General features: G+C 70.1%; 16 protein-coding genes. 3 read left to right on the top strand and 13 right to left on the bottom strand.

Annotated features, from left to right (window positions below; all coding sequences use genetic code 11):
- Positions 1–12: 12 nt before the first annotated feature.
- The 11 genes from GV126_RS11215 to GV126_RS11165 all read right to left on the bottom strand — a co-directional run bounded on the left by GV126_RS11215 (position 13) and on the right by GV126_RS11165 (position 14,795).
- Positions 13–912, bottom strand: a complete 900-nt coding sequence (locus GV126_RS11215) for an ATP/GTP-binding protein (protein ID WP_236569953.1) — start codon at positions 910–912, stop codon at positions 13–15.
- Complete coding sequence (locus GV126_RS11210) at positions 858–1,457, bottom strand: hypothetical protein (protein ID WP_159664963.1); 600 nt, start codon at positions 1,455–1,457, stop codon at positions 858–860. Before GV126_RS11210 ends, GV126_RS11215 begins: the two co-directional genes overlap by 55 nt.
- 391 nt (positions 1,458–1,848) lie before the next feature.
- Positions 1,849–2,763, bottom strand: coding sequence for a replication-relaxation family protein (locus GV126_RS11205; protein ID WP_159664960.1), 915 nt, complete (start codon positions 2,761–2,763; stop codon positions 1,849–1,851).
- Entirely contained in the window at positions 2,754–5,384 is a 2,631-nt protein-coding gene (locus GV126_RS11200) for an ATP/GTP-binding protein (protein WP_159664958.1), read from the bottom strand. The genes GV126_RS11205 and GV126_RS11200 overlap by 10 nt, the downstream gene beginning before the upstream one ends.
- The gene (locus tag GV126_RS11195; protein WP_159664955.1) at positions 5,360–6,013 is read right to left on the bottom strand and encodes a hypothetical protein; all 654 of its coding nucleotides are present in this window, start codon (positions 6,011–6,013) and stop codon (positions 5,360–5,362) included. Before GV126_RS11195 ends, GV126_RS11200 begins: the two co-directional genes overlap by 25 nt.
- Positions 6,010–7,122 (bottom strand): C40 family peptidase, encoded by a 1,113-nt coding sequence (locus tag GV126_RS11190; RefSeq protein ID WP_159664953.1) that lies wholly within the window; start codon positions 7,120–7,122, stop codon positions 6,010–6,012. The genes GV126_RS11195 and GV126_RS11190 overlap by 4 nt, the downstream gene beginning before the upstream one ends.
- Positions 7,123–7,157: 35 nt before the next feature.
- Entirely contained in the window at positions 7,158–9,905 is a 2,748-nt protein-coding gene (locus GV126_RS11185; RefSeq protein ID WP_159673543.1) for a hypothetical protein, read from the bottom strand.
- 354 nt (positions 9,906–10,259) lie between these two features.
- Entirely contained in the window at positions 10,260–12,950 is a 2,691-nt protein-coding gene (locus GV126_RS11180; protein WP_159664951.1) for an ATP-binding protein, read from the bottom strand.
- A complete protein-coding gene (locus GV126_RS11175) occupies positions 12,947–13,504 on the bottom strand; it encodes a hypothetical protein (protein WP_159673541.1) in 558 nt (185 codons plus the stop codon). The genes GV126_RS11180 and GV126_RS11175 overlap by 4 nt, the downstream gene beginning before the upstream one ends.
- Positions 13,505–13,524: 20 nt before the next feature.
- Positions 13,525–13,866, bottom strand: coding sequence for a hypothetical protein (locus GV126_RS11170; RefSeq protein ID WP_159664948.1), 342 nt, complete (start codon positions 13,864–13,866; stop codon positions 13,525–13,527).
- Positions 13,863–14,795, bottom strand: coding sequence for a conjugal transfer protein (locus GV126_RS11165; RefSeq protein WP_159664946.1), 933 nt, complete (start codon positions 14,793–14,795; stop codon positions 13,863–13,865). Before GV126_RS11165 ends, GV126_RS11170 begins: the two co-directional genes overlap by 4 nt.
- 536 nt (positions 14,796–15,331) lie before the next feature.
- On the opposite strand from GV126_RS11165, the gene GV126_RS11160 reads away from it, so the two are divergent.
- The 3 genes from GV126_RS11160 to GV126_RS36360 all read left to right on the top strand — a co-directional run bounded on the left by GV126_RS11160 (position 15,332) and on the right by GV126_RS36360 (position 19,174).
- Complete coding sequence (locus GV126_RS11160) at positions 15,332–15,961, top strand: hypothetical protein (protein WP_159664943.1); 630 nt, start codon at positions 15,332–15,334, stop codon at positions 15,959–15,961.
- A gap of 338 nt (positions 15,962–16,299) precedes the next feature.
- Entirely contained in the window at positions 16,300–17,742 is a 1,443-nt protein-coding gene (locus tag GV126_RS11155; RefSeq protein WP_159664941.1) for a hypothetical protein, read from the top strand.
- Between the two features lie 328 nt (positions 17,743–18,070).
- On the top strand, positions 18,071–19,174 hold the full coding sequence (locus GV126_RS36360) for a hypothetical protein (protein ID WP_236569951.1): 1,104 nt from the start codon (positions 18,071–18,073) through the stop codon (positions 19,172–19,174).
- A gap of 178 nt (positions 19,175–19,352) precedes the next feature.
- Here the strand turns inward: GV126_RS36360 and GV126_RS11145 are convergent, their stop codons facing one another.
- Together GV126_RS11145 and GV126_RS11140 are read right to left on the bottom strand one after the other, a co-directional pair.
- A complete protein-coding gene (locus GV126_RS11145) occupies positions 19,353–20,111 on the bottom strand; it encodes an adenine nucleotide alpha hydrolase family protein (RefSeq protein WP_159664938.1) in 759 nt (252 codons plus the stop codon).
- Between the two features lie 124 nt (positions 20,112–20,235).
- Positions 20,236–21,579 carry a DNA cytosine methyltransferase gene (locus tag GV126_RS11140; RefSeq protein WP_159664935.1) on the bottom strand — a complete coding sequence of 448 codons (1,344 nt, stop codon included), beginning with the start codon at positions 21,577–21,579 and terminating at the stop codon, positions 20,236–20,238.
- Between the last annotated feature and the right edge of the window lie 14 nt (positions 21,580–21,593).

Here is a 21,593-nt window from a genome sequence, read left to right as displayed (position 1 = left end):
CTTCCGGCGGCGTTACCTGACGACCTGGACTTCGCCGACCGCCACCTGCACGTTGGTCTGCCGGACCTCGGTGAGCTGGCCGGCCTGTCCGCCGCCCTGCCAGTTGATCGTCCACGTCGAGGTCGCGGTCACAGGGAACTTGCCGTTCTGGGCGCCGGCCGAGGACTTGGAGTACACGTGTCCGCAGGTCGGTGACTGGGCCATGCCGTCGGACGACGTGTAAGGCGTTCCCGGCCCATTGCACGTCACGGAAGCACCGTCGCCCATCGTCCACACGATCTTCGTCACTTTCGCGGTCGCCGTGACGGTGATGCCGCCTGCTGTGGCCGATGCGGTGTTCGGCCCGTACGTCGTGGGGCTCTGGTTGACCCACATCCACATCGGGACGCCCACGGTGTACTTCCCGGCCGCGCGCGGGCTGGCGATGTCCGGCCCCAGCAGCGTCATGGAGTCGACTGCACGCTGAGCCAGCTCCCGAGGATCGACCTGCGGCACAGGAGGCTGACCGGCCGGCACGACGACGAAGCCGTCCGGGGTGTTCTGACCGCCGTCCGTGCACCCGTAGAAGTACAGGTCGTTCTTCTTCGGGTCAGCTCCCTTCCAGCCCGGCCATTCGGCGGGCGGCTTCGGGTCCACCTTGGTGTACTTGCAGTCCATCTTGCTGCCGCCGTTGTCGCTGCCGCCTTGCGAGCCGCCGGCCTGCCCGCCACTGCCGCCGGTTTCGTCACCCACACCGACGTTGACGCAGAACTTGATGACCTGGCACTTACCGGCACCAACGTCGGGATCATCGCCGGCGTGGGCGACACCCGCCGAGGCCAGGGTGAGGGCACCGGTGAGTGCGGCGAGGCGGCGAGCTAGCAGGGCTGCTCTTGAGCGGTCAACTTCGTGACCATCCACTTCGTCCCCCACTTTTCAAGCGTTGCGGTGCTGACGTATTTGATGAGCCGTGTCGTGGGCAGCGGGACCTTCTTCTTCGAGGCCTTGTCGATCAGCGTCCAGTTCGTCGTGTCGATGCAGTCCGTCACCGTGGCCGCGGGGATCTTGGTGTTGGTCACCTTGACGACCTTCGGATGGATCACCGGCTTGCCGATGGTCACCTGCCCGGCTTTCCGCATGACCTCGAGGTCGTGTTCGATATCGAACAGGGCCCTCAAGGTGGTGTTCTTCTTCAGTTCGGTGCCCGCCGAGGAAGCCTTGCTGTAGGCCTCGGTCTGTGCATCCCAGGAGCTGGTGTACGCCGCGAGAACAGCGGCGTAGACGGCGTCGACGGTGGAACTAGGCGCCGGTGAGACGGCCGTAGGGGTAGAGCTGGGCTTGGACGACGTGCCCGAATCGTGCCCGCTACACCCAGCCAGCACCAGCAGACTTCCGGCGAGGAGCAGCGCGGTTGCGTGCTTCCGGGTGCGAACAACGACGTGCTCGCGCCCCGTTGAGCGCTGTTTCGTAGCTTTCACGTTGCCTCCCCGTGCGACGCGGTGCGATCGACCGCAACTTCTGGCCCCCGACGTGCGGTGGCCCAGAACCGCGGCCTGGTCCAACTGCGGTGATGCGCTTGCGTGACCGCAAGATTACGCATATGCCAGCCAACTTCCCAGCTTGATATGTGAGTCCACTCGTACAACTCGGGATGCATCCGGTCACTTTCGGAACTGGAGGTCGATTTGTAGTTCTGTGTCTTCGCTCGTCGCGCCAGCACATCTCAGGACGTGATCGTCGGACCGATCCGGACCTCTGGCATTGCCCTGGGTGTGAACGAGATCTCCACGCGCCGGTTATTCCCGCACCCGGTCCCAGTGGCGTTGCAGGCCGCTGGAGGCCTCTCGCTGGGCGCGGTGAGACGGGGGGTCATAGTTCAGTCCACGGACGAGGCTTGTCGCCGGCCAGCGGTACCCACACGTCAGAGGTGGGGCTGTACTCGTCCAAGTCCTCCAGGACGGCCGCCCCCAGCGGCACCTCGCGGGCCATATCGGCCACGAGCGGGTGGTGGGCGACCATCGCCTTGAGGTCGCTGATCCGGTTGTCCATCGCCTCACGCCCTGTGCCGGTCAGCACGAACAACACCCTGGGAAACACCGGGTACCAGCGCAGCCAGCCGGGCCCGGCCGCCTGCCGCCGCCGGCCGACGGCCTGCGGCTCGTACGTCCACAGCCTCGCGTACTCGATGAGCTTCGCGGCCAGGCGCTCGCTGCTCATGGTGGCGCGGTCAACCTCAACAAACGCCCGTAGCTTGCGCCGCTGTTGGCCGTCGATGAGCGTGTAGTGCATGACCGCGTCGGCGACGACCCGCTCTCCGTCGCCGATCGCGTGGAACACCTCGGGAGTCCAGTCCAGGTGGCCATGCTCGTCACCGCGCCGGCGGGCGTCGGCGACGAAGGCCAGGTGGGTACGCAGGACCGTGAGGGTGTGCGGGGTTTTGAGGGAGGCGGCCGTCGCGGAGGTGATCGGATACGGCGGCCGGCCCCTCAGTGCGGGCCAGTCCCGTGTGAGGCGGGCGCCCTTCGGGGTGAGATACCAGACGCGGCTGCGATTGGACTGAGGCAGTACGACGAAGTCGACCAGGCGCTCGCCGAGCAGCTCGTTCAGCCGTTCAGAGACCGACTGCCGGGAGCGGTCGGGCCGTAGCAACACATGGAGCTGGTTGGTGGAGGCCATGCGGTGCTGGGCGAGCGTGGCCAGGAGTTGATGCTTGAGGGGCTCGACGGGGCTCGGCGTGAAGCGCGCCGCGGCCCGCTCGGCGGTAGGGGCGGTGGCTACTTCCATTCGTTCTCCTTGGACAGGCGGACAGCGGTGGCGCCAGCAGGGGCGTGCGCGGCGAGGAAGGCGGCGACCCGGCCGAGCTGCTTGGCGGCGCGGTCGGTGAGCGCCCCCAGCGGGAGCGCCTGGGCGTTGGCCTGGGCGGCCCGCTCCAGCGCACCGGCCTGCTGGGGACGGGCCTGGGCGGCGAAGACGTCGTCGAGATGGGGCCCGCGCAGCCGGACGGGTCCGACGCGGCGGCCGTGGACGTTCATGGAGACGTAGTGCTCGAAGCGCTCCATGGTGGCGACCCGGTCGGGGCCGGGGTCATCGCCCCATTCGGCGGTGATGGGTGCGATAGCGGACTTCGATCCTGCTGTGGTGGCCAGCGTGGACGCGTTCTGCACCAGGGACAGACGTACCGGCGTGGGCAGGCGGGACAGCAACTGCGTCATTCCGTGGACGTGGCACTTGTACTTGCGCAGGTCCTCGAACATCGCGGCGATCGTCTCCGGGGCCGCACCGGTCAGGGTGATCAGCTCGTCGAAGTACGGGCGGAACGGCACCCGCTCCTCTTCCGGGGTGTCGCGCCGGGAACGGGCGGCCCGCAGCAGGTCCCGGGCGAGCAGCGCGGTCAGTAGGCGGTCGGTGGGTCCGTTGCCCCCCGGGCACACCCACACGATCATCCGGGAGTCCATCGCCGCGCGGATGTTGTAGGCGCCGGCCGGCTGGCCGAGGAAGGCACGGGTGACCGGGTTGGCGGCCAGGCGGGCGATCGGGTTGAGGACGACAGCGAACGCGTCGGGCGGAAGAGTCGGAAACACCGACTGCCACCACGCGCGGGTCTCCTCATCCAGCCGGTCCGCCACCGCGGCGAGCGCTGCCTTGCGAAAACCGGGGTCGGTTAGCAAAGCCCGCACGTGGAAAATCGTGGCCTGGTCCTCGGGCTGTCCGGCCTGGCAGGCCGCCTCGTTGATGGCGACCAGCACGGTGAGCGCGGCGGTGAGAATGGTCAGCGCGCGCGGAGCGGTCGCATCGTCCCACGCCAGGGCGGAGGCGTAGGCATCGGCGATCGCCTCGACAACCTCGTGCGCCACCTGCCCGTGATGCATGCCGAGCGGATTCCACGAACTCACCCGCGGATGGGCACCCAGCCCGTTGAGGTCGACCAGCGCGACCCTTTGCATCAGGTGATCGTGGGCCAGGAACGGCAGGGCACGCGGCCACGAGTCGCGGTGCGGGTCGACGAAGACCAGCCCACCACCAGCGTGGGCCCAGCCGATCGCCTGGGCCAAGGCTCGTTCTGTCTTGCCGCCGCCGGCCTTACCGACCCCTACCTCGAACAGAGTCTCCTCGGCGTAGGTGGCGACCAGCCGCTCGCGGCCGTCCGGGCCCCGGTAGATGCCCTGCAGCAGCAGATGCGGATCGCCGAAGGTGAAGGTCGGCAGATCACCGGCGAGCACCGGCAGACGGCAATGCACGGTCGGGGGTTTGAGCAGACCCGTCAGCTCCTCCAGCCTGACCCAGTTCGCTCGGGGCGGCTGGCAGTGTCCCAGCTCCCAGCGCCGCTCGAAGCCTTTCCGGGTGGGCCAGTGGTCGGCGCCGATCCGCCACGGCCCCAGCCGCCAGCCCCGCATCGCCCACCTCGATCGGCCACCGAACACGTCCAGAGCGGCCTGCACCTGGGCGAGCCGAGCCTGGGCGCGGCCCTCGGTGTCCGAGGCGCACATCACCAGCAGCTGCACGCGCACCAGGTGGTCGTCCTCGGCGAGTTTGCCCAGCGCCTCGGCCGGCTCCACCCGCCGCGGCACCGGCGGCATCACCAGCCGCCGCCCGGCACCGGATGCAGGCTTGTCCGTGAGCATCTGCTGCAGCTGCCAGCCAAGCGAGTCCTCGATACCGGAGGCGTCCTGCCGCAGCCAGCGCGCGGCCCGCTGGGCCTCCCGGCGCTCCGACCGGCGCGCGGCACCCATCAGCTGCAGGCGGCGCGCGCGGAGCGCCCACTTAGGGGCCCGCTGGATGTCGAGCCGGATCTCGGCGAGGTCGCCGAGCTCGGCACGCAAGTCGGACACGGCATCGACGAGCGGCTGCAGCGGATCGGGGGTGAGCGGCACCTCGCGCAGCGGAGAGATGAGCTTGCCCCGCAGGATGAACTCGGCCCGCACCGTGTGCGCTCGCGGCTTGTCGACGATCGGGCCCGCCCGCTGGACGGTCACGTCCGGTCCGAACGGCGTGATCGCCAGCAACCGCTCACCGCCCGCCGGGCCCTCGATCCGGTAGCGCAGGGGCGCACTGCCGTCCGCGCGCAGCCGGATCTGCACCGCCTTCGTCCGGCGGGGAGCCCACCACGGCATGGCCGTAGACGCGCGGGCCAGCTGGACACCGCGCCGGAAGATCTCCTCCAAACTCGGATCGAAGTGCCGGGTGGAGACCAACTCAAGGGCCATCCGCTCGGCCGAAGCCTTCGCCGCGAGTCGGCGCACCACCCACTCGCCCACGCCCCAGCACACGGCGATGACCAGCGCGAGCAGATACCAGTGGTCGTAGATCCAGTCGACGGAGTCAACCACGCCGGTGACCAGAACGACTACCTGACCAGCAGCCGTGTCATCGGACCTGTGAGTCAGGTACGGGGCTGCGGAATCCACGTCGTTGCTCCCTTCTTCGAAGTCGTGCGGGTGAAATGCCAGTCGCTGATGCGGAGGTCGGTGAAGGTGCCGCCCCGGTCCATGCCGGCCCACACCAGATGGACCACCGCCCTGTTCGGGCTGCCGTCCCGGCGGGCGATCGCCGCCTGAATCCGGAAGTGGGCGGTGGCGAACGCCGGCGCCACTGCCTGGTCCGAGGCGGGGAACACCCGCGGCCACTTCGCGCGGCCAACACCGGTGGCGTCCGCGCGGAGCAGCGCGCGGCCCGCGGCGAGGAGTTGCTGTTCGTCGCCGGCGGCAAGGTCGGCGGGCCAAGCGGCCTCCAGGGAGTGCTGGATGGCCCGGTCGCCGGCCGGGCCCTCGCCATGCGGCGGAAGCGCGGGCTCGAGGGCCGACGGCGGCGATGCGGCGGATGTAGCCGAAGCCGGGGAAGGCGGCAGGGGGCCGGCTGGCTGCCTCGCGGAGGGCGCAGCAGCCATTGACGGATCCGTGGCTGCGGGGACGGCCGACGCTGACGGGGCCGGCGGCTGCTGGCCGTGCGGCACGCCCAGCAGAGTGATGGCACCGACGACGGCGAGGACGACGGTACTCAGCACCAGCAGACGTGGAGAGCGCGGGGTCGTGGTCACAGCAGCCGCGCTCCCCCCGCATAGCCGGACATGGCGTTCACCGAGTCCAGCCGGACAACGGTGCCAGGGCGGGCCGCATTGATCATCTGACCGCCACCCGCGTAAATGCCGACGTGATAGATCGTGGAATCGCGTCCCGGCGCGTAGGCGTAGAAGACCAGGTCGCCCGGCTTCAGAGCGCCCGTGCCGAGGCTGGCCGGGATCCGCCGGCCGCGACCGGCCTGCGCGGCCGCGGTGCGCGGCAGGCTGATACCGACCTTGGCGTACGCGTAGGTGGTCAGCCCCGAACAGTCGAAGCCCTTGATACTCGCGCCGCTCTTGCCACTGGGCGAGCAGCAGACCCCGTACGACGGACCCTGGGCATTGCCGCCGCCCCACGAGTAGGGCACACCCCGCTGGGAGAGCGCGGCATCGATGACGGCCCGGACCTTCCCGGAGACGTTCTTCAGGCCGGGGCCCTTGGCGGCCGCCGTGTACTGGTCGATCCAGCCCAGCACGTTCGCCACGTACTCGTCGGAGTGGTTGTACTGCAAGATCGCGGCCTTCAGCTGCGATCGTTGCGTCAGGTCACGGCCGCCACCGCAAAGGTAGATCGCGGCGCCGAGGGCGGCGTCGTCGGCGTTGTGCGGGTCGGCGACACCATCGCCGTTGGCGTCCTTGCCGATCGACTCCCAGGTGGAGGGCAGGAACTGAAAGGGGCCCACTGCGCGCTCCCCGTTCGCGGTGCCGTCCCACTTGCCGCCGTCCGTGTCGGGGAAGACGGTGGTGTTGCCGCCCTGGCCGGAGCCGTTGAGGAGCACCCCGTAGATCTTCGGGCGGATGTCGCCGTTGTCAGCGATGTTGCGTCCGATGGCGTGGTTGGACTCGACCTTCGCGATCCCGGCGAGGATCGGCCAGCGCATGCCCTGGCACTTCGGCGCGTACTTCCCGACCTGCTGGACGGCCTTCTTGTAGGCGGTCAGCATCCGAGCAGGGATGTCCGCGGCGCTGCCGCCTTCGGCGATTCCGCCGTTGTCCTGTGCGCCTGTCTTCAGCGCCACGTACGCGCTGATCGCGTTCCCTACCGGTGCCGCACAGCACACGGCGGCGAACATCAGCAGGCCCATCATGCATCCCCACCGCCTCACGCGGCGTCCCGGCGGCCTCACTCTTCCTCACCGTCCTCGTCCCGCCGCTGAGCCCGCTCCTGGCGCAGCCGTTCGGCCTCGGGCGCGGTCCTGCGCATCAACTCCTGCATCCGGGCTCGCGCCTCGTCACGCGCTCGGTTGCGGGCGCTCCCACCGCCGGGAAGAACCGGTCCGCCGAGATCGGCCCGTGGCCGCGGCGCAGGGCTTTCCCGGCGCGGCAGCGGTGCCGGGCCAGGCGGCGTCGCCGACGGACCGCCCGCCAGCGCGGTCGGCCGCGCCGGGCCAGAGGCCGGACGCCCCGCAGGACGCCCGGACGGCGCAGGACGCGCAGGCGTTGCCGGACGGGGAGTAGCAGCTGGAGTGGCCGCGGGCAGGCGGCGGCTGGCAAAGGGACCGGGTCCGCCGCGGTCGTCGGTGTGCTCCCGCATGACGCGGGAGACATGCCGTCCCGTGTCGGCCCAGGCACGGCCGTCCTCGCGCACGGTGTTGCCCCACACCCGCACCTGCTGGCGGGCGTCCTGGGAGTAGCGCGAGCCTCCGGACCGTGCACGGCGCACATTGGCCGGCAGGCCGACTGTCGCCCCGTACGCGGCCCGGCCGCCGCGGTGCAGGATCCGGTAACCACGGAAGCGGATCAGCCGGTTGTGGGCCCGCGTCGACAGCAGCGTGCGATCGGTGTTCTGGTCGTGCAGCACCTGACCGGTATTGCGGTCGATGACCTGCCCTTGCTCGTTTCGATACCGATCGGGCGGTCCAGAGGGTCGACCCGGCTCTGTGCCCCCGAAACCACCACCCCCACCGTCAGCGCCGTCCGACGGACCGCCCGCGCCCGGATCCCCGTCGGCGGTGGGCTTACGCCACTTGGCCAACTGCTCCTTGTCCGGCCGGCGACCGATCAGCAGCCAGTGCGCGCCCTTGGCGCCGAGCCGCGCGCCCAGCCCACCCACGGCCGCGGCTGCAGTGAGCGGGGCCAGACCACGCCCGGCCTCGGCCGTGGCATCGGCGAGGATCCCGCCGGTGTCCACCGGCATGCCCGCCCCGTCGAACAGGGACGTGAGCGCGCCCATCAACCGCTGGCGGGTGCCGAGCACCCCAAACCGGCCGCCACCCGCCCCCGTGAAGGCGCGCAACCCTGCGCCGTATCCGCCCATTGCGGAGGGGGAGTTCATGGCGAGCGCGGCGCCGAGCTCGGAGGTATCGCCCGGCATGTGGGTGCCGCCAACCTTGGCGTACCGCATCCGCATGGCCATCTGCCGGCCGAAGGAGGTGATGCCGGTCAGGAGCCTGCGGTGCCCGGCCGCTCCGGCGATGGCAAGGACGTCGATGAGCAGGATCCGCTCCACCACCAAGTTGGGCCCGTTCGTGATCGTGGCGTCCACAGCGATCCCGAAGAACGGAACGAACGCGCACACCCCGACGAGCGTGAGGATCGCAATCCCCCACAGCGACAGCCATTTCCACACCGACTGGCGGGCCGGGCCGGGCAGCATGCCCGAGATGAACGTGATCCCGCCCGCGGCCGCCGCCGCGGCGCACACTGCTTGGGTGCCGAGCATCACGATGGCGCTGGACAGGAGCATGCCGCAGATGAACAGGGCGGCGATCAGCAGCAGGGCAGCGCCGCCGACCCGCCACCAGGTGGGCTTCTCGGCGTAGTCCGCGCAGGACTTACCGACCGGACCGGCCTGGCGCATCTGGGCCAGGAAGTAGGTGAACTCCCGTTCCTCGTCGGTGGGCGCCAGAAGGTCGTCGGCCGGAGAGAGAGACGGCCCGTGCTCGATGTCCTTCCTACTCGGCACGCCCTCCTCAAAGCCGCGCTCGCAGTACTTCCTTCCCGGGCCGCGAATCTTGCGGCAGACGTCCTTGCCGTGGTCTGAGACTGTGACGTTGCCCGCCTTGTATCCGCCCGTGATCCATTTGAGGTGGACGGCATACGCTTTACGGTCGGATTCCTTGGCCGGGTCAAGGATGCGCCCGTACTGCAGCAGCATGTACGGCTTGACGATCAAGGCGTTGGTGATCGAGCCCTGAAGCGGGCGGGCTACCTCTGTTGAGGAGACCGGTCCTTCGCCTTCCCTCTCTTCACACTTGAGTTCGGCGTTGCCGGCCATGCCCTTGCACGGGTCGTAGCTGGCGAGCTTGCCGCCCCAGTCGTAGGAGTTGACGCTTTGCTGGGCGACCTCGGCGGCCACCTGCTGGGACTGGCCCAGGGGGCCGTTAGGGCCGAGCAGGGTGTCGGGACGGATGAGAGCCGAGGCGGCGATCGCCCCGATGAGCAGGGTGAGGAAGATTTCGCCCAGGCCGCGGCCGACCCGCCCGCGCGCGATCATGAATCCGGCGAAGACGAACGCCCAGGCCAGCAGCAGACCCTTCAACCCCAGGGTGTCGACCACCACGTTGTCGTAGGTGTCGGCGATCTTCTGCGCGGGCTTGATGAGGATCTTCAGCAGCGGGAACCGGAAAGCGAACTCGATCGCCCAGCCCGCCAGCCCGACCAGAAGCCGGATCAGGGTGAACAGGCCCGATAGAGCGAAGGCCAACGCCTGCGTCTTGAAGGCGACGATGGATCCGCCCTCGGCATTCAGGTCGTAGCCGTCGATCGGCACGCCTTCGGAGGAGGTGATGTTCAGCGGGGCGAGCAGGTCTCCGGTGTCGCTGTTGCTGCTGGCCGCGTACACCACCTGCGTGTTCACCAGAAGGAACACGCAGGTGAGAAGCACGACGAAGCCGGCCGAACGCCAGGTCGCGCGGTCTGGACGGAACACGTCAGCGCCGCCCTTGCCCAGCGATTGACCGCCGACGCCACACCACCAGGGCAGCCACACCAGCGCCGGCCGTCCCAAGCCTCCACACTCCACCGGCCACGTCCCGCTTGACGGCCGCCGTGGTCGTGACCCCCCGCTCGCAGTACGCCTTGGCAGGCCCGATGATCCGGGCGCAAGGGTCTGGGTGCGGGGTGCGGGTGTCGGCGGCGAACGCCCGTCCGGTGTGCGGCCACCACGTCTCCGGCACGCCCACCCCGAGAGCCAGGACGAACGCACCGACGGCAACGGCGATCACCGTGAGGACGCTCGCGGCCGCGGTGACGAGCCGGGAGCGGTCCCAGGAAGACGTGGTCATCAGGCGTACTCCTTCGCATGTGCCTCCACGGCGTCGCCGGCGAGCGGCTCAGGCACGGAGGGCGAGGTGGTGCCCGGGCGGCGTCCAGGCGTGGTGGTGATGGAGGCGGTGATACGTGGGATGCGGGGAATAGAGACCTTGATGCGGCCGGTGTTCTGCCTCGGGCAGGTCAGCAGGAACTCGCCCTCCCGGCCCTTCTGACCGACCGGGGACAGGCCGGTCGTCACCAGCCGCACCAGCTCGTCGTTGTTCGGGTCGAGCCCGATGAACTCCAGTCCGCGGCGAGCGCGCTCGCGGTCGGCGGTGCGGGCGAGTGCCCGGTAGGCCATCAGCCCGCGATCCGGGCCGAGTTCGTCGGCGTCGTGGGAGCCGGCGATGAGGCCGGCGCCGTGCTTGCGGCCGTCGTGGAGGATCTCGTGGACTAGGGCGGTGCCTTCGGCTGAGCTGGTGAGCCAGTACAGCTCGTCCAGCACCACGGCGGTGAACCGCTCGGGGTCCTCGAACGCGGTCTGCCGGGCGATCGCGGCGATCAGGTAGAGCACCGCGCGGCCGATCAGCGCCTCCAGCGGCTGCTGGTGCAGGACCTCGGGCTTGTCGAACGCGGCCTTGGGCGGGAGCTTCAAACCGGTCGTGGTGATCACGATCATGTCGGAGGTGCTGGAGGCGTCCAGCCGCACCGGCGGCAGGCTCGGGTCGAAGACCATCCGGGCCAGTGAGTTCGTGGCCACGACGCGGACGAGACCGGCGAGGGTGGCGGCGGCGTCCTGCCGTTTACCCGTCTCGCGCGTGGCCATCTCCTCGAGGACCTCCAGGACGCGGTGCATGGAGGGGGCGTCGCTGAGGGCGGCCTGCTCGACGGCGTGGTGGAGGACTTCGCCGCTGGTGCTCATCGGGCCGATGCCGAGCTGCAGGGTGAGGTAGGACAGGGCGTAGTGCCGTCCCTCGGGCCCGGCGAACATCCGCAGGGGGTCGATGGACACCTCTGCCTGGGCGGCGTCGATGATCTGGACACGGCCCCTGGCGGCGGAGCGGGCGAAGGTGGCCCACTCGCGGACCGGGGTGCGGTCGATGCAGATCGCGCATCCGCCGCGCGCCCACACTGCCTCCGTGATCAGCTTCTGCAGCACGCTCTTGCCTGCGCCGAGGTCCCCGACGATCCCCATCGACGCCGATGCGTCGACCTTGGGCGCATCGGCCACGTTGATCATGACGGGCCGGGTGGTGCCGCAGTCCAGGTCGATACCGAGGAACATCCCGTTCGGGTCGCCGACCTCGGCCGCGGTGAAGGCCCCGGACAGCGCCCAGTCCTCACTTACCTGATGCTGGGTGAACTCCCGCACCACACCCGGGCGCACGGTGCCGGGCAGCCCTAGGGTGAACAGGGCCTCCTGCAGGCCGGCCGGGCGCACGGCGCGGTAGTCGGCACCCGCCAGCAACGCGACCAGGGCTCGCGCCCTCGCGTCGCAGATGGCGGCGGTCGGCCCCCACACCGTCAGCACGGTCACCGACTGCACCTCGACCTCCACCGAGGTGCGGGACAGGCGGGCATCCAGCTCGCCCAGGTCCCGTGCGGCCTCGGTGAGCGACGCCGGCATGCCGGTCGGGCGGGCGTCGTACTGCTCGGCCTGGTCGATCAGCTCGTTCTTCTTGCGCCGCACCTGATCGCGGGCCTTCTCCGCGGGCACGAGGGTGAGGTCGACGGTGTAGTCGACCGGAAAGTCGAGTATCTCCAGCTGGGCGAACAGGTCAGCGGCGTCCTGGCTGACGGCGGGCGGGCACTCGGCCAGCGCCAGCTGCGCCTGGTAGCCCACCCCTGCGTCAGACTCGACCTGGAGCCAGCGCCGGCTGAGCGGTGAGCCGGTCTTCACTCGCCACCAGGCCGTGCGGCCCGACCGTGTGACGCTGCCCGTGCTCTTGAGCTCGTCGACGTCGTCGAGGTCGGGGTCGATGCCGCCTTCCTGCAGGCGGACCTGGCCGAGGTCGGCGTAGCTGGGGGAGCGCAGTACCCCGTCACGGATCTGCCCGCCGTACAGCTCACTGGTCTCGGCCTCGGTGAGCAGTGGCTCGGCCAGGCCGCGGTGGAGGGCGTGCTGGATCATCCACACGATCTCCGCCGGGCGGGCGGGCCTGAAGGCGATTCCGCCGGCGAGCGCGGCCTCCACTCGGGAGGCCTGCTCGCGGTAGGCGGTCACCTCACGCCGTGCCACAGGTGCCGGGCGCATGCCCAGCATCGGTGCGATCTCTGCCCACGCCGCACCGAGTGTGGCCGACACCTGCAGGCCGGCGTTCTCGGTCTGCAGAGGTACGGCCAGCCACAGGGTGCGGCGGTGCATCTCCTGGTCGTCCAGCAGATCCAGGGTGGCCTCGACGTTCTCCACCCACGGGTGCCGGCCCGCACCGGGTGCCTGCTCGGCCGGCTCGATGCCCTCGATCATCTTGAGGGCGATCTCACCCGGGTCGACCTGCGCGCACAGACCGAACAGCCGCGGCGCCCCGGACAGTGACCGCACCAAATGTGTGATCTTGGCGAGCTGTTCGTCGCGGACCGCCGCCGGCACGTACGTGCCCTGGACGGTCTCCTCGCGCTGTCCCTGCGCGTCGGGGCCGGGGTGCAGGCGGTAGACGGCCCACACGCTGCCGTGCGTCGACCACACCAGGTGCCCGGCGATGTGACGGATCGGAACCCTCATCGCGCACCCCCGTGCTGGGCGAGCGCGAGCAGCTGCTGCACACCCGACACCGGACCCGCGGTCACCGCAGCAGCGAGCGGCTGCGGGCGGCCGGGCACGGACGAGCGGGCTGGGGCCGGATTCGGTTGCGGCGCCCGGGCTGGACGTCGCTGAACCGCGCGGGAGGGAGCGACCTGCGCAGCGAGGCCGGGCGTGTGGGCGTCCTCGATGGTGAAGCCGCCGAGCAGCGGGTGGGCAGCGCGATCGCGGGCGGCCCGGCCACCGATCCGCCCTCCCCGGGGCTGCCAGACGAGCAGCACCCAGCCCAAAGCGGCCTGCAGCGGCGCACGACCACGGATCTTCGGCCGGCGCACCGCCCAGATGGCCAGCACCCACGCGACGATGGGCAGCGGGAACATCCACGACCACCAGCTGATGGTCTTGATCAGGAGGAAGCCGCCGCCGACGGCGAGAGCGATCTGCGCGGGCGTGTAGGGGCCGAGGGGGATCTTCCAGTCGGCGACCTTGCCCAGCACCCAGGGGTGGCGACGGGCGGCGGTGTAGAAGCGACCCATCCGTGCCGCGGCTGCCGCGCTCACAGCCGCCCTCCGACGCCCGGCGAGTGGTCACGGGAGGCGGGGAGTTCGGACTGCACGATGCCAGGGACGGCGGGTGCGCCCTTGGCCGGGTTCTTCACCTCGTCCACGAACATGTTCGCGAGACTGTCCCGGGAGTTGTACAGGCCGAGCGCGATGATCATCAGCAGCAAGGCGCCGATCCCGGCCTTGAGGCTGAACTTCTGAACCATGATCACGACGACGAGGCAGATCAGACCCGCCTGCAGGCCCTTGGTGGCCCAGTCCTTGAACATGTTGATCCACGAGGTGCCGAGGTCGTCCAGCTGCCCGGCGAGCATGAAGCTGTGCACCGTGTTCACCGCGCACCCCTGTCCTGGGCAGTCCCAGACTGAAGGGCCGCGACTTCCCACCGGCCCGAGCGGGCCTTGAGCGTGAGTTCGTAGGCCAGCGGCCACCGGCCGGTGGCGTCCCGGGCTTCCACCGAGGCCAGGACGTGCACCGTGGTGCCGTCGGCCGGTACCTTCTTGGCGGCCGCGGCCTCCTCGGTGGCCGATACCTGCTGGACGGTGACTGCCGTGTACGGGGCGGGGGAGACCCGCGTCAACGTCACGCCGGGCGCGAGGTAGCGGTCGACCTCTCCGGCACCTGTCAGGTAGGCGGCGAGGAACTCTCCGACGGCGGAGGACAGACCCCCCTCGGGGACCGTCTCGCCGTAAGGCGACTTCGGAACGGAGGCGTGGGCCGGACCGGCCACCACGCCGGGCGCACCGGTCACGGTGAACGAGGCACCCGCGCCGTCGGCGACGACCGGTACGGCGTAGTACCGCACCGAGCCGTCGGCGTACTGCGCAGCCACCGTCACCGACCACGCATCGCCACCGCGCTGCGCACTGCGCACCGCCGTCACGGACTGCGGCGCCGGGTGCGCATCGGAGCCGGGGGTGGGCAGGTCGACGCCCGGCGCCATCGACTGCGCAAGCCGCGCCTGCGCACTCGTCTCGTCGCCGGCGCTGCTGCGAAGCCAGGCGCCGAGGAACAGCTGCGCATAGCCGCTCGGATCGGCGGCGGCCGCGGCGGTGCGCACGGCCGTGGGCTTGTTCGGCGTAGCCGCCTGGACCGTGGTCGGGGTGGAGGCGACGGCGACGCACAGGGCGATGGGGCCGGCCGCGATGGCGGTCAGCACCGCTACCCGCGACAGACGTACCCGGCGCCGCATCGACTCCAGTCGGGCGCCCGCCGCCATCGGAGCAGCTGCCTCGCTGTTCGAGGCCCGCTTGCCAGGGGACATGGTCAAACTCCCAGGTCAGAACCGGATGTTGCTGACCTCGAGAAAACCCGCCGACCCCGACCCGACCACCGACCACCAGACCCCGACCAAAGTCACGATGGGGATACGAAGTCCGTGGTCGGGGTCATGGTCGGCCCGACCACAGGCCCGACCATGGCTCGACGTGCGCGGACGACGGGACATCGGGGCCCGTCCACGGCCGCCGGACCAGACGACCGTGGACGACCACATGACGCTCGCCCACCCGCCCCCCGTGATGCGCAGACGGCAGCTCCCGGGACCCCATAGGCGCCTGCGCAGTGCCCCATCCGGGATCTGCGCACCGGAAGCACAGGAATCACGAGACCGATTGCGCAGCCTGACCACGCATGCCGACTGCGCAGGATCCTCGGCCGGTTGCGCAGGGCCGTTGCGCACGGCCCGTTGGCCGCTGCGCAGTCGAGTGCACGCCTCTGCGCAAGACGTCACGAAAACCTGGCAGTTTCGGTATCGTCAGGGTTTCCTGACGGAATTGACGGGTCGAGGGGGGGGGAGTCATGGGCTGGCTGTACGCGGAAGGCGACAACGAGAGCGAAGGCGACAACCACGAAGGGTGGGTGGTGGCCGTCCTGTCGGACGGAACGGACGCCGAGCGCGACACCTTCGAGGACGCTGAAGAGACCTGGAAACGGCGCGTGAACTGGGCGTGGTCGTACAAGTACGACGGCAACGAGGGACGACGGAAGGCCCAAGGCCTGCGCGCTGTCTGCCACTGCGGATGGCGAGGGCCTCGCCGTCCGGTTGACTTCAACGATCCCGACGCCTGCGACGTGCAGCTGAAGCAGGAATGGGAACGGCACTGCGAGATCAGCATGTGGCGCATGCAGACCCAACGTATGAAGCGGCTCATCAGCGACCTGGATGAAGCGTTCGACCAGTTGACCTTCCGCCTCACCGCGGACGGCGAGCCTGCACGCCCTCTCCTTGCCGTCCACGCGGCCACCTCTCTGCTGATGAACGTCGAGGCATGGCAGCGGGACGCCGTGCGCGCGGCCCGGGCGGCCGGCTTCTCCTGGGACGAGATCGCCGGTCCGCTCATGATGAGCAAGCAGAGCGCACACGAGAAGTTCGCCAAGCACGTGGAGGCGGAGGCAGAGGAGCTGCCGACGCGAACGGCCCCTGCTTGAGCTTCTGACCCGAGCAAGGCGCGCTGATGCCCCGGCCCGCGACGGCGGCCGGGGCATCAGCGGTCCAGGCGAAGTCCCTGCGCAGTCAGCGAGTGCGCGCAGTGGAAGGGCATGGTCGGCCCGACCATGAGCCCGACCACGGCAGCTAGACGCCTTCCGTTGCCGGATCGTGACCGATGGTCGGGGCTCATGGCCGTCAGCCTGGTCGGGGCTGGCGGGTGAGCTGTCTGCATGGATCACACGTACGCCCGCGCCCCTAGGTCCGAGGCCCGCCCTATCTCGGCGGGCCTGGCGCGTTGCCCTGGCCACCACGTGCGGCCCGGCTCGGGAGCACGGCGGTGAGCCGTTTTGGGGCGGGGGTCCGCCGAGGTGTCATGGCGGGTGATCAGTTCACCCAGATCGCCAACGGCCTGTTCCGTGACAGCCGGTTGTCCTACAAGGCGAAGGGCATTTTCGGGTACATCAGCACCCACCGGGACGGCTGGCAGGTCACCGTCGCCGACCTGATCTCCGTGGGTCCGGACGGGCGCGAGGCGGTCCGCGCCGGCTTGAAGGAGCTGGAGCGGTACGGCTACCTCATCCGCGAACGTCTGCGCCGCCCGGACGGGACACTCGGCGAGGTCGTCTACGCGATCACCGACCGTCCCGCCGCCACCCTCGACATCGCCCTGCTGGAAGCCACCTCCACTCTCGCGATCGCAGACGAACACGATGCTGGCTTCGCGGCGGGCATCCGGCGTGGGGTGATGGCGGGTGATCAGTTCACTCAGATCGCCAACGGTCTGTTCCGTGACTCCAGGCTGTCCTTCAAGGCGAAGGGGATCTTCGGGTACGTCAGCACGCACCGGGACGGCTGGCAGGTCACCGTCGCCGAACTGGTACGCCGCGGCCGCGAAGGGGTCGACGCGGTCACCACGGGGCTCAAGCAGCTGGAACGGCACGGCTTCCTCTACCGCACCCGCGAGCGCAACACCGACGGCACGCTCGGCCAGGCGCTGTACTTCATCACCGACCTGCCCGCCCTGCAAAACCGCAGGTCACAACCAGAGTCGGGTTTTCCAGGATTGGATGAGCCTACGTTGGCTGATCCCGGCACTAAGAACACCAACAGAAAGAAGACCAATAAGCAGAAGACCAGACCCCTCCGTCCGTGCGGCCGCAGTGACGCCGCGCAGGAACCTGGACGGAAGGAGCAGTCGGCAACGCCGAAGCTTCCGCCGGCGTCGCCCCCTGCCGATGAGATGCACCCGGGCATCCGGTTGCTGCTCGACCTCGGGGCACAACGCCCCGAGCTGCTCCTGACCGGGCAGGCGCTGACCGATCAAGGCCGCGTCGTGACCGTGATGCTGGAAGCCGGCTGGAGCCGCGAGCAGCTGCTGCACGTCATCGCCGACCGGCCCTTGCCCCACCCGGTGCGGACCACGGTCGGCGCGATCATCGCCGCCCGCCTGCGTGCCGCTCAGGCCTACCCGCCGCCCGCCATCGTGGCCGACCACCACGATGCCCCCTCCTGGGACGACCCACCGCCGCGGCGGTCCGCCGACTCAGCCGCCGCGCGCACGGTGAGCGAAGCCCTCACTTACCGGGCCCTCGTCGAATGCGCCGGCTGCGGCGTGCCCGGCACCGCTCCCGGCGAAGATCTCTGCCCTGCCTGCCTCGGCTGGCCACTGTGCCGCACCTGCCCAGGCCCCACTCCCCGGCGCGCCCACCCCGCCGGCGACGGCCGCTGCACTACGTGCGCCTCCGCCCTGACCGACCAACCAGAAGGAAGCAGCCCGTGACCGACACCCTCCGCCCCCCACCCATCGCGCATCACGAGCATCCCTTCCCCAAAGATCCGGAGCGGTGGGAGAAGGAACGCTCGCGCGCCCTGCGCACCGGCCACATCCGCGACCACACCTGCTCGGACGCCTGCGAACTCGTCCTCGTCTACGAACGCACCGGCTGGGGGTGGTTCGCCTGGACCATTCCCGGCGACGGCAGCGCGCCCGGGACCCCCTATCAGATCGGGGTGCTCACCCCAACGGCGACCCGCGGGCAACGCCTGGCGCTGCGCTGGTTGACCAGGCGTCCCGCCCAGCACATCGCCCTGGCATTCACTCCGGATCCTTGCGGCTCTCCGCCGCCGCGGTCGCCCTCATCAGCCTGGCCGTCGGCCTGTCCACCATCGCCCAGGGCATCCCGGTCGACGTCGTCCTCCCGGCGATGCTGCTCGCCCCACTGCTCGCGGAGCACCTGCCTGGCCGACTCGACGCCCGGGCCCGCGAACACGTCCGCATCGTCGAAGGCGACGATGCCGTCCGCTACGTGCAGCGCCTCGCCTCTCTGCATACCTACCTGATCCAGGCCGCCGCGAGCGATAACCGCTACGAACTGCGCCGGTCGGCCGAGATCAGCCAGAACCTGCTGTGGGACGCCGCAGACCTGCTCCAGACCCGTGGCACCCACTCGGCCTCAGCCTGGCTCAGCGACCGCGAGCGGCTGATGCTCCAACTCGCCGGCCAGGCCGCCCAGCTCTTGAAACGCACCGCCGCCGAGCACGGCACGGCCAGCGCGGGCCAGCACCGCGGACCTGTGCGACCACTGGGCCCGCACCCGCTAGGCGTCCGTCCGCTGACACATCAGCCCAAGTCCAGTGCAGGCCCGCTGAAGGGAGCCCTCCTGATGCCCCAGACCGAACCCAACCCGGCTGTTCGCACCACGAACGTCTATCTGCTGTTCGCGCACGAGCCGTACTACCCCGGCCCCGGAACCCAGGAGATCAACACCACCGTCGTCGCCGCCGGCTCCCTGCTCCACCCCCAGGTGCTCCAGCCCGACGGCGCCCGGATCCACGACCTTCTCACGCAAGGACGCCAGCCGGGCGAGATCATCCCGCTGTCCACCCTCACCCACGAACTGAACGGCGGCGCCGACTGGCCGACCATCGGCGACTGGGAGCAAGTCACCACCGACCTGGTGCAGCTCGTCCGCTCCGGGAACTGCGATGCCCTCAGCCTCGGCCTGCCCGAGATTGCGCGCGCCCTCGTGTGCTCCGGCCCGCACAGCCACGTGCGCGCCTACGACGCCGCAGCCAACGAGTTCATCGTCTACGGGCCGACAGAGCGTGCCGCGGTGCTGACCGAGGTCGACGTGTTCCTCACCAGCCTCGTGACCGAGCACGATCTGTGGCCTGGAGACGGCCTGCACCAGCCGTACTTCCCCCACGCCTAGGGTCCCCACAAACGCTGCCCAGCCAGCCCTGGGGCACCTCATGCCTTGATGCGTAGAAGGCGGACACAGCTGCGCGCCCTGCTGCATCGACTCGTCCACCAGCACGAGCCCGGTCCGCCTGGCGCGAGAACGCCGACGCCCCAGGCTGATGGCCTGGGGCGTCTTACCTGGACTCTGCCTACCGTTCGCGCATCAGGCCCAGCGGGAGGGGCCGACTCTCACCGCCGCGGCGGGCGCGCAGGATGCTGACGTCCCCGAGCAGCTGCCGCAGTTCCTCCTCCCGCTCCTCGGCATAGGCATATCGCTCGGGCAGGACCTGCAGAAGGTGCTTCCACTGACGTTGGCCCGCGCGCACGCACGTGCCCCCGCAGTTGTTGTGGGCGAAGCCGAGCTCGTACATGCGGGGCGGTGTGACGCCCAGGGCCCGCGCCTCGTCCAGGAGCTGCTGCTTGGTCCGGGCCGGCTCCCACTTCCCGCACAGCGGGAAGCGCGTGACCCACGGCTTCCAGTTGCGGGCGATCGCCGGGATCCGGGCCCGGTCACGCGGCGTGTTCTCGATCCCCACGTACACCAGCGTGTCGGCGGGGTCGGCGTGCTCCTCCATCCACGTCCGGCACGGCACCTGCTTGAGCAGACGTGTGCAGGGCGCCAGCCGGTCGTTGCCCAGGAAGCGGACGTCGCGGAACACCTCCCAAGGGGTGCGCCCGTCGGCGACCTTCGTCAGGGGAACGCCGAGAAGCTGGCTGGTGTCGTCGGCGAACCTCCACAGGTCGTCGTCCTCAATGCCGGTGTCGGCGATCAGAAGGGTGAGGTTGCGGGTGCCGTACCTCCGTGCGACACGGACAGCGACGGCGAAGGACCCGATGCCGCCGCTGAACTGGACGACGTGCCGCCGGACGGTGAGGGGCCGGCGGCCGCGGTTGGTCTTCTGGGACATGGGCGGGGGCTTTCTCTTGTTCGGTGAGTCGGTGGACCCGTCAGCCAGGCGTTGCCGCGCCTGAAGGACGGGGGGAGCGGCGGCCCGGGATCAGAGGGCCGGACCGCCGCAGTTGCGGGACGGGTCAGGCGGCCAGGGCCAGACTCGGCAGGAGCCGTTCCCCCAGCCAGCGCGCGGCGTTGACGCTTACCGCGTTGCCGATCTGCAAGATCGCCTCGGTCTGGTTGCCGAGGATGATGTAGTCGGCGGGGAAGCGTTGGACCTGCTTGAGCTCGGCCACCGAGAGCATGCGCAGGGTGCAGTCGTCCACCGTCAGCGCCGGGATGACCAGTGAGTGGTGCGGCTTGGTCGCCACCGTGGTCAGCGGCTCGGCGGTGGTGCGGGGGGCGCCCTTGCGGCCGATCGGGATGATCAGCGCGTGGTGGCGGCCCTGCGCGGCCAGTGCGGGCACCGGGCCGGTGATCGGCAGGGCGGTGCCGTGCCTGCGCAGCATCACGATGTACGGGTCAGTGCCGAACCTCTCCAGTCCCATCGCGATGCGGGCACGGGTCGACGCAGCGTACGGGGTGAACTTCTTGCGGTCGGGCCGGCCGTCGCCCACGCGCTGCCCGGGCAGGCTCCAGTCGATGACGTCCCCGACCGGGCGGGTCACCGGTGTCAGCTTCAGGTGTCCGCACGCCCGGTTGGGGCAGCGGAAGTCGTACTGCTCGCCCCACTTGCCGATGCGGCGCGCCTTCGGGTTCTTCCACACCTGGTTGGCCAGCACCGGCCCGCACTCCGGGCAGACCGCCTCCGGCCGCACCCGCAGATCGGGCAGCGGGAGGCCCTTGCGCGTGAACACGATGTAGATGCGGTCGCGCAGCTGCGGCGGCAGCAGGTTGTCCCCACCGCCCAGGTGTGCTGACGAGGCGTTGACGATCTGCACGTTGTAGCCGAGCAGCTCCATGCCGCGCAGCCACCAGTCGAACAGTTCCCAGTCGGTGGCGAACTCGGCCACGTTCTCGACCAGGACGGCGTCGGGCCGGTGCAGCTCGGTGACCGCCAGGACGTCCAGCGCGGAGGCCCTCGTCTGGACGAAGGTTGCTGCCTTGGCGCCTTCGTCCTTGCCGGTCAGGCTCAGCCGTTCCTGGCCGCGGTAACGCTTCCTGCCGCCGGCCTTGCTGGCCTCCGTGCACAGGATGGACGCCCAGTACACCCGGGCGGACGGCAGGTTGCGCTTGTCGTAGGTGTGGATGTCCTCACACTTGTGCTCGGCGTGCGGGTGGTTGGCACGGTGAGTCGACACCGCGACAGGGTCGTGGTTCATGCCCAGGAGCAGGCGAAAGCCCGCCTCCTCCAGCCCGCGGCTGCTGCCACCGCAGCCGCTGAAGAGATCGACGAAGGGGATGAGCCCCAAGGCGGCCTTGAGGCGGGCCAGCTCGTCTGGCGGGAGAACCGGTGCGTAGCGCAGCACTGCTGCCTCCTTCATGAGTCGAGTTGGTG

The sequence above is a fragment of the Streptomyces mexicanus genome (genome assembly GCF_902506575.1).
GTDB lineage: Bacteria > Actinomycetota > Actinomycetes > Streptomycetales > Streptomycetaceae > Streptomyces > Streptomyces mexicanus.
The sequence above is the reverse complement of the archived record's forward strand: the minus strand, read 5'-3'. Positions and strand labels throughout refer to the sequence as shown.

What these genes read in the sequence shown, in the direction of transcription:
- GV126_RS11205 (WP_159664960.1), bottom strand. Translation starts at nt 2,763, where the DNA reads ATGGAAGTAGCCACCGCCCCTACCGCCGAGCGGGCCGCGGCGCGCTTC.
- GV126_RS11190 (WP_159664953.1), bottom strand. Translation starts at nt 7,122, where the DNA reads ATGATGGGCCTGCTGATGTTCGCCGCCGTGTGCTGTGCGGCACCGGTA.
- GV126_RS11180 (WP_159664951.1), bottom strand. Translation starts at nt 12,950, where the DNA reads ATGAGGGTTCCGATCCGTCACATCGCCGGGCACCTGGTGTGGTCGACG.
- GV126_RS11175 (WP_159673541.1), bottom strand. Translation starts at nt 13,504, where the DNA reads ATGGGTCGCTTCTACACCGCCGCCCGTCGCCACCCCTGGGTGCTGGGC.
- GV126_RS11165 (WP_159664946.1), bottom strand. Translation starts at nt 14,795, where the DNA reads ATGTCCCCTGGCAAGCGGGCCTCGAACAGCGAGGCAGCTGCTCCGATG.
- GV126_RS11160 (WP_159664943.1), top strand. Translation starts at nt 15,332, where the DNA reads ATGGGCTGGCTGTACGCGGAAGGCGACAACGAGAGCGAAGGCGACAAC.
- GV126_RS11145 (WP_159664938.1), bottom strand. Translation starts at nt 20,111, where the DNA reads ATGTCCCAGAAGACCAACCGCGGCCGCCGGCCCCTCACCGTCCGGCGG.
- GV126_RS11140 (WP_159664935.1), bottom strand. Translation starts at nt 21,579, where the DNA reads ATGAAGGAGGCAGCAGTGCTGCGCTACGCACCGGTTCTCCCGCCAGAC.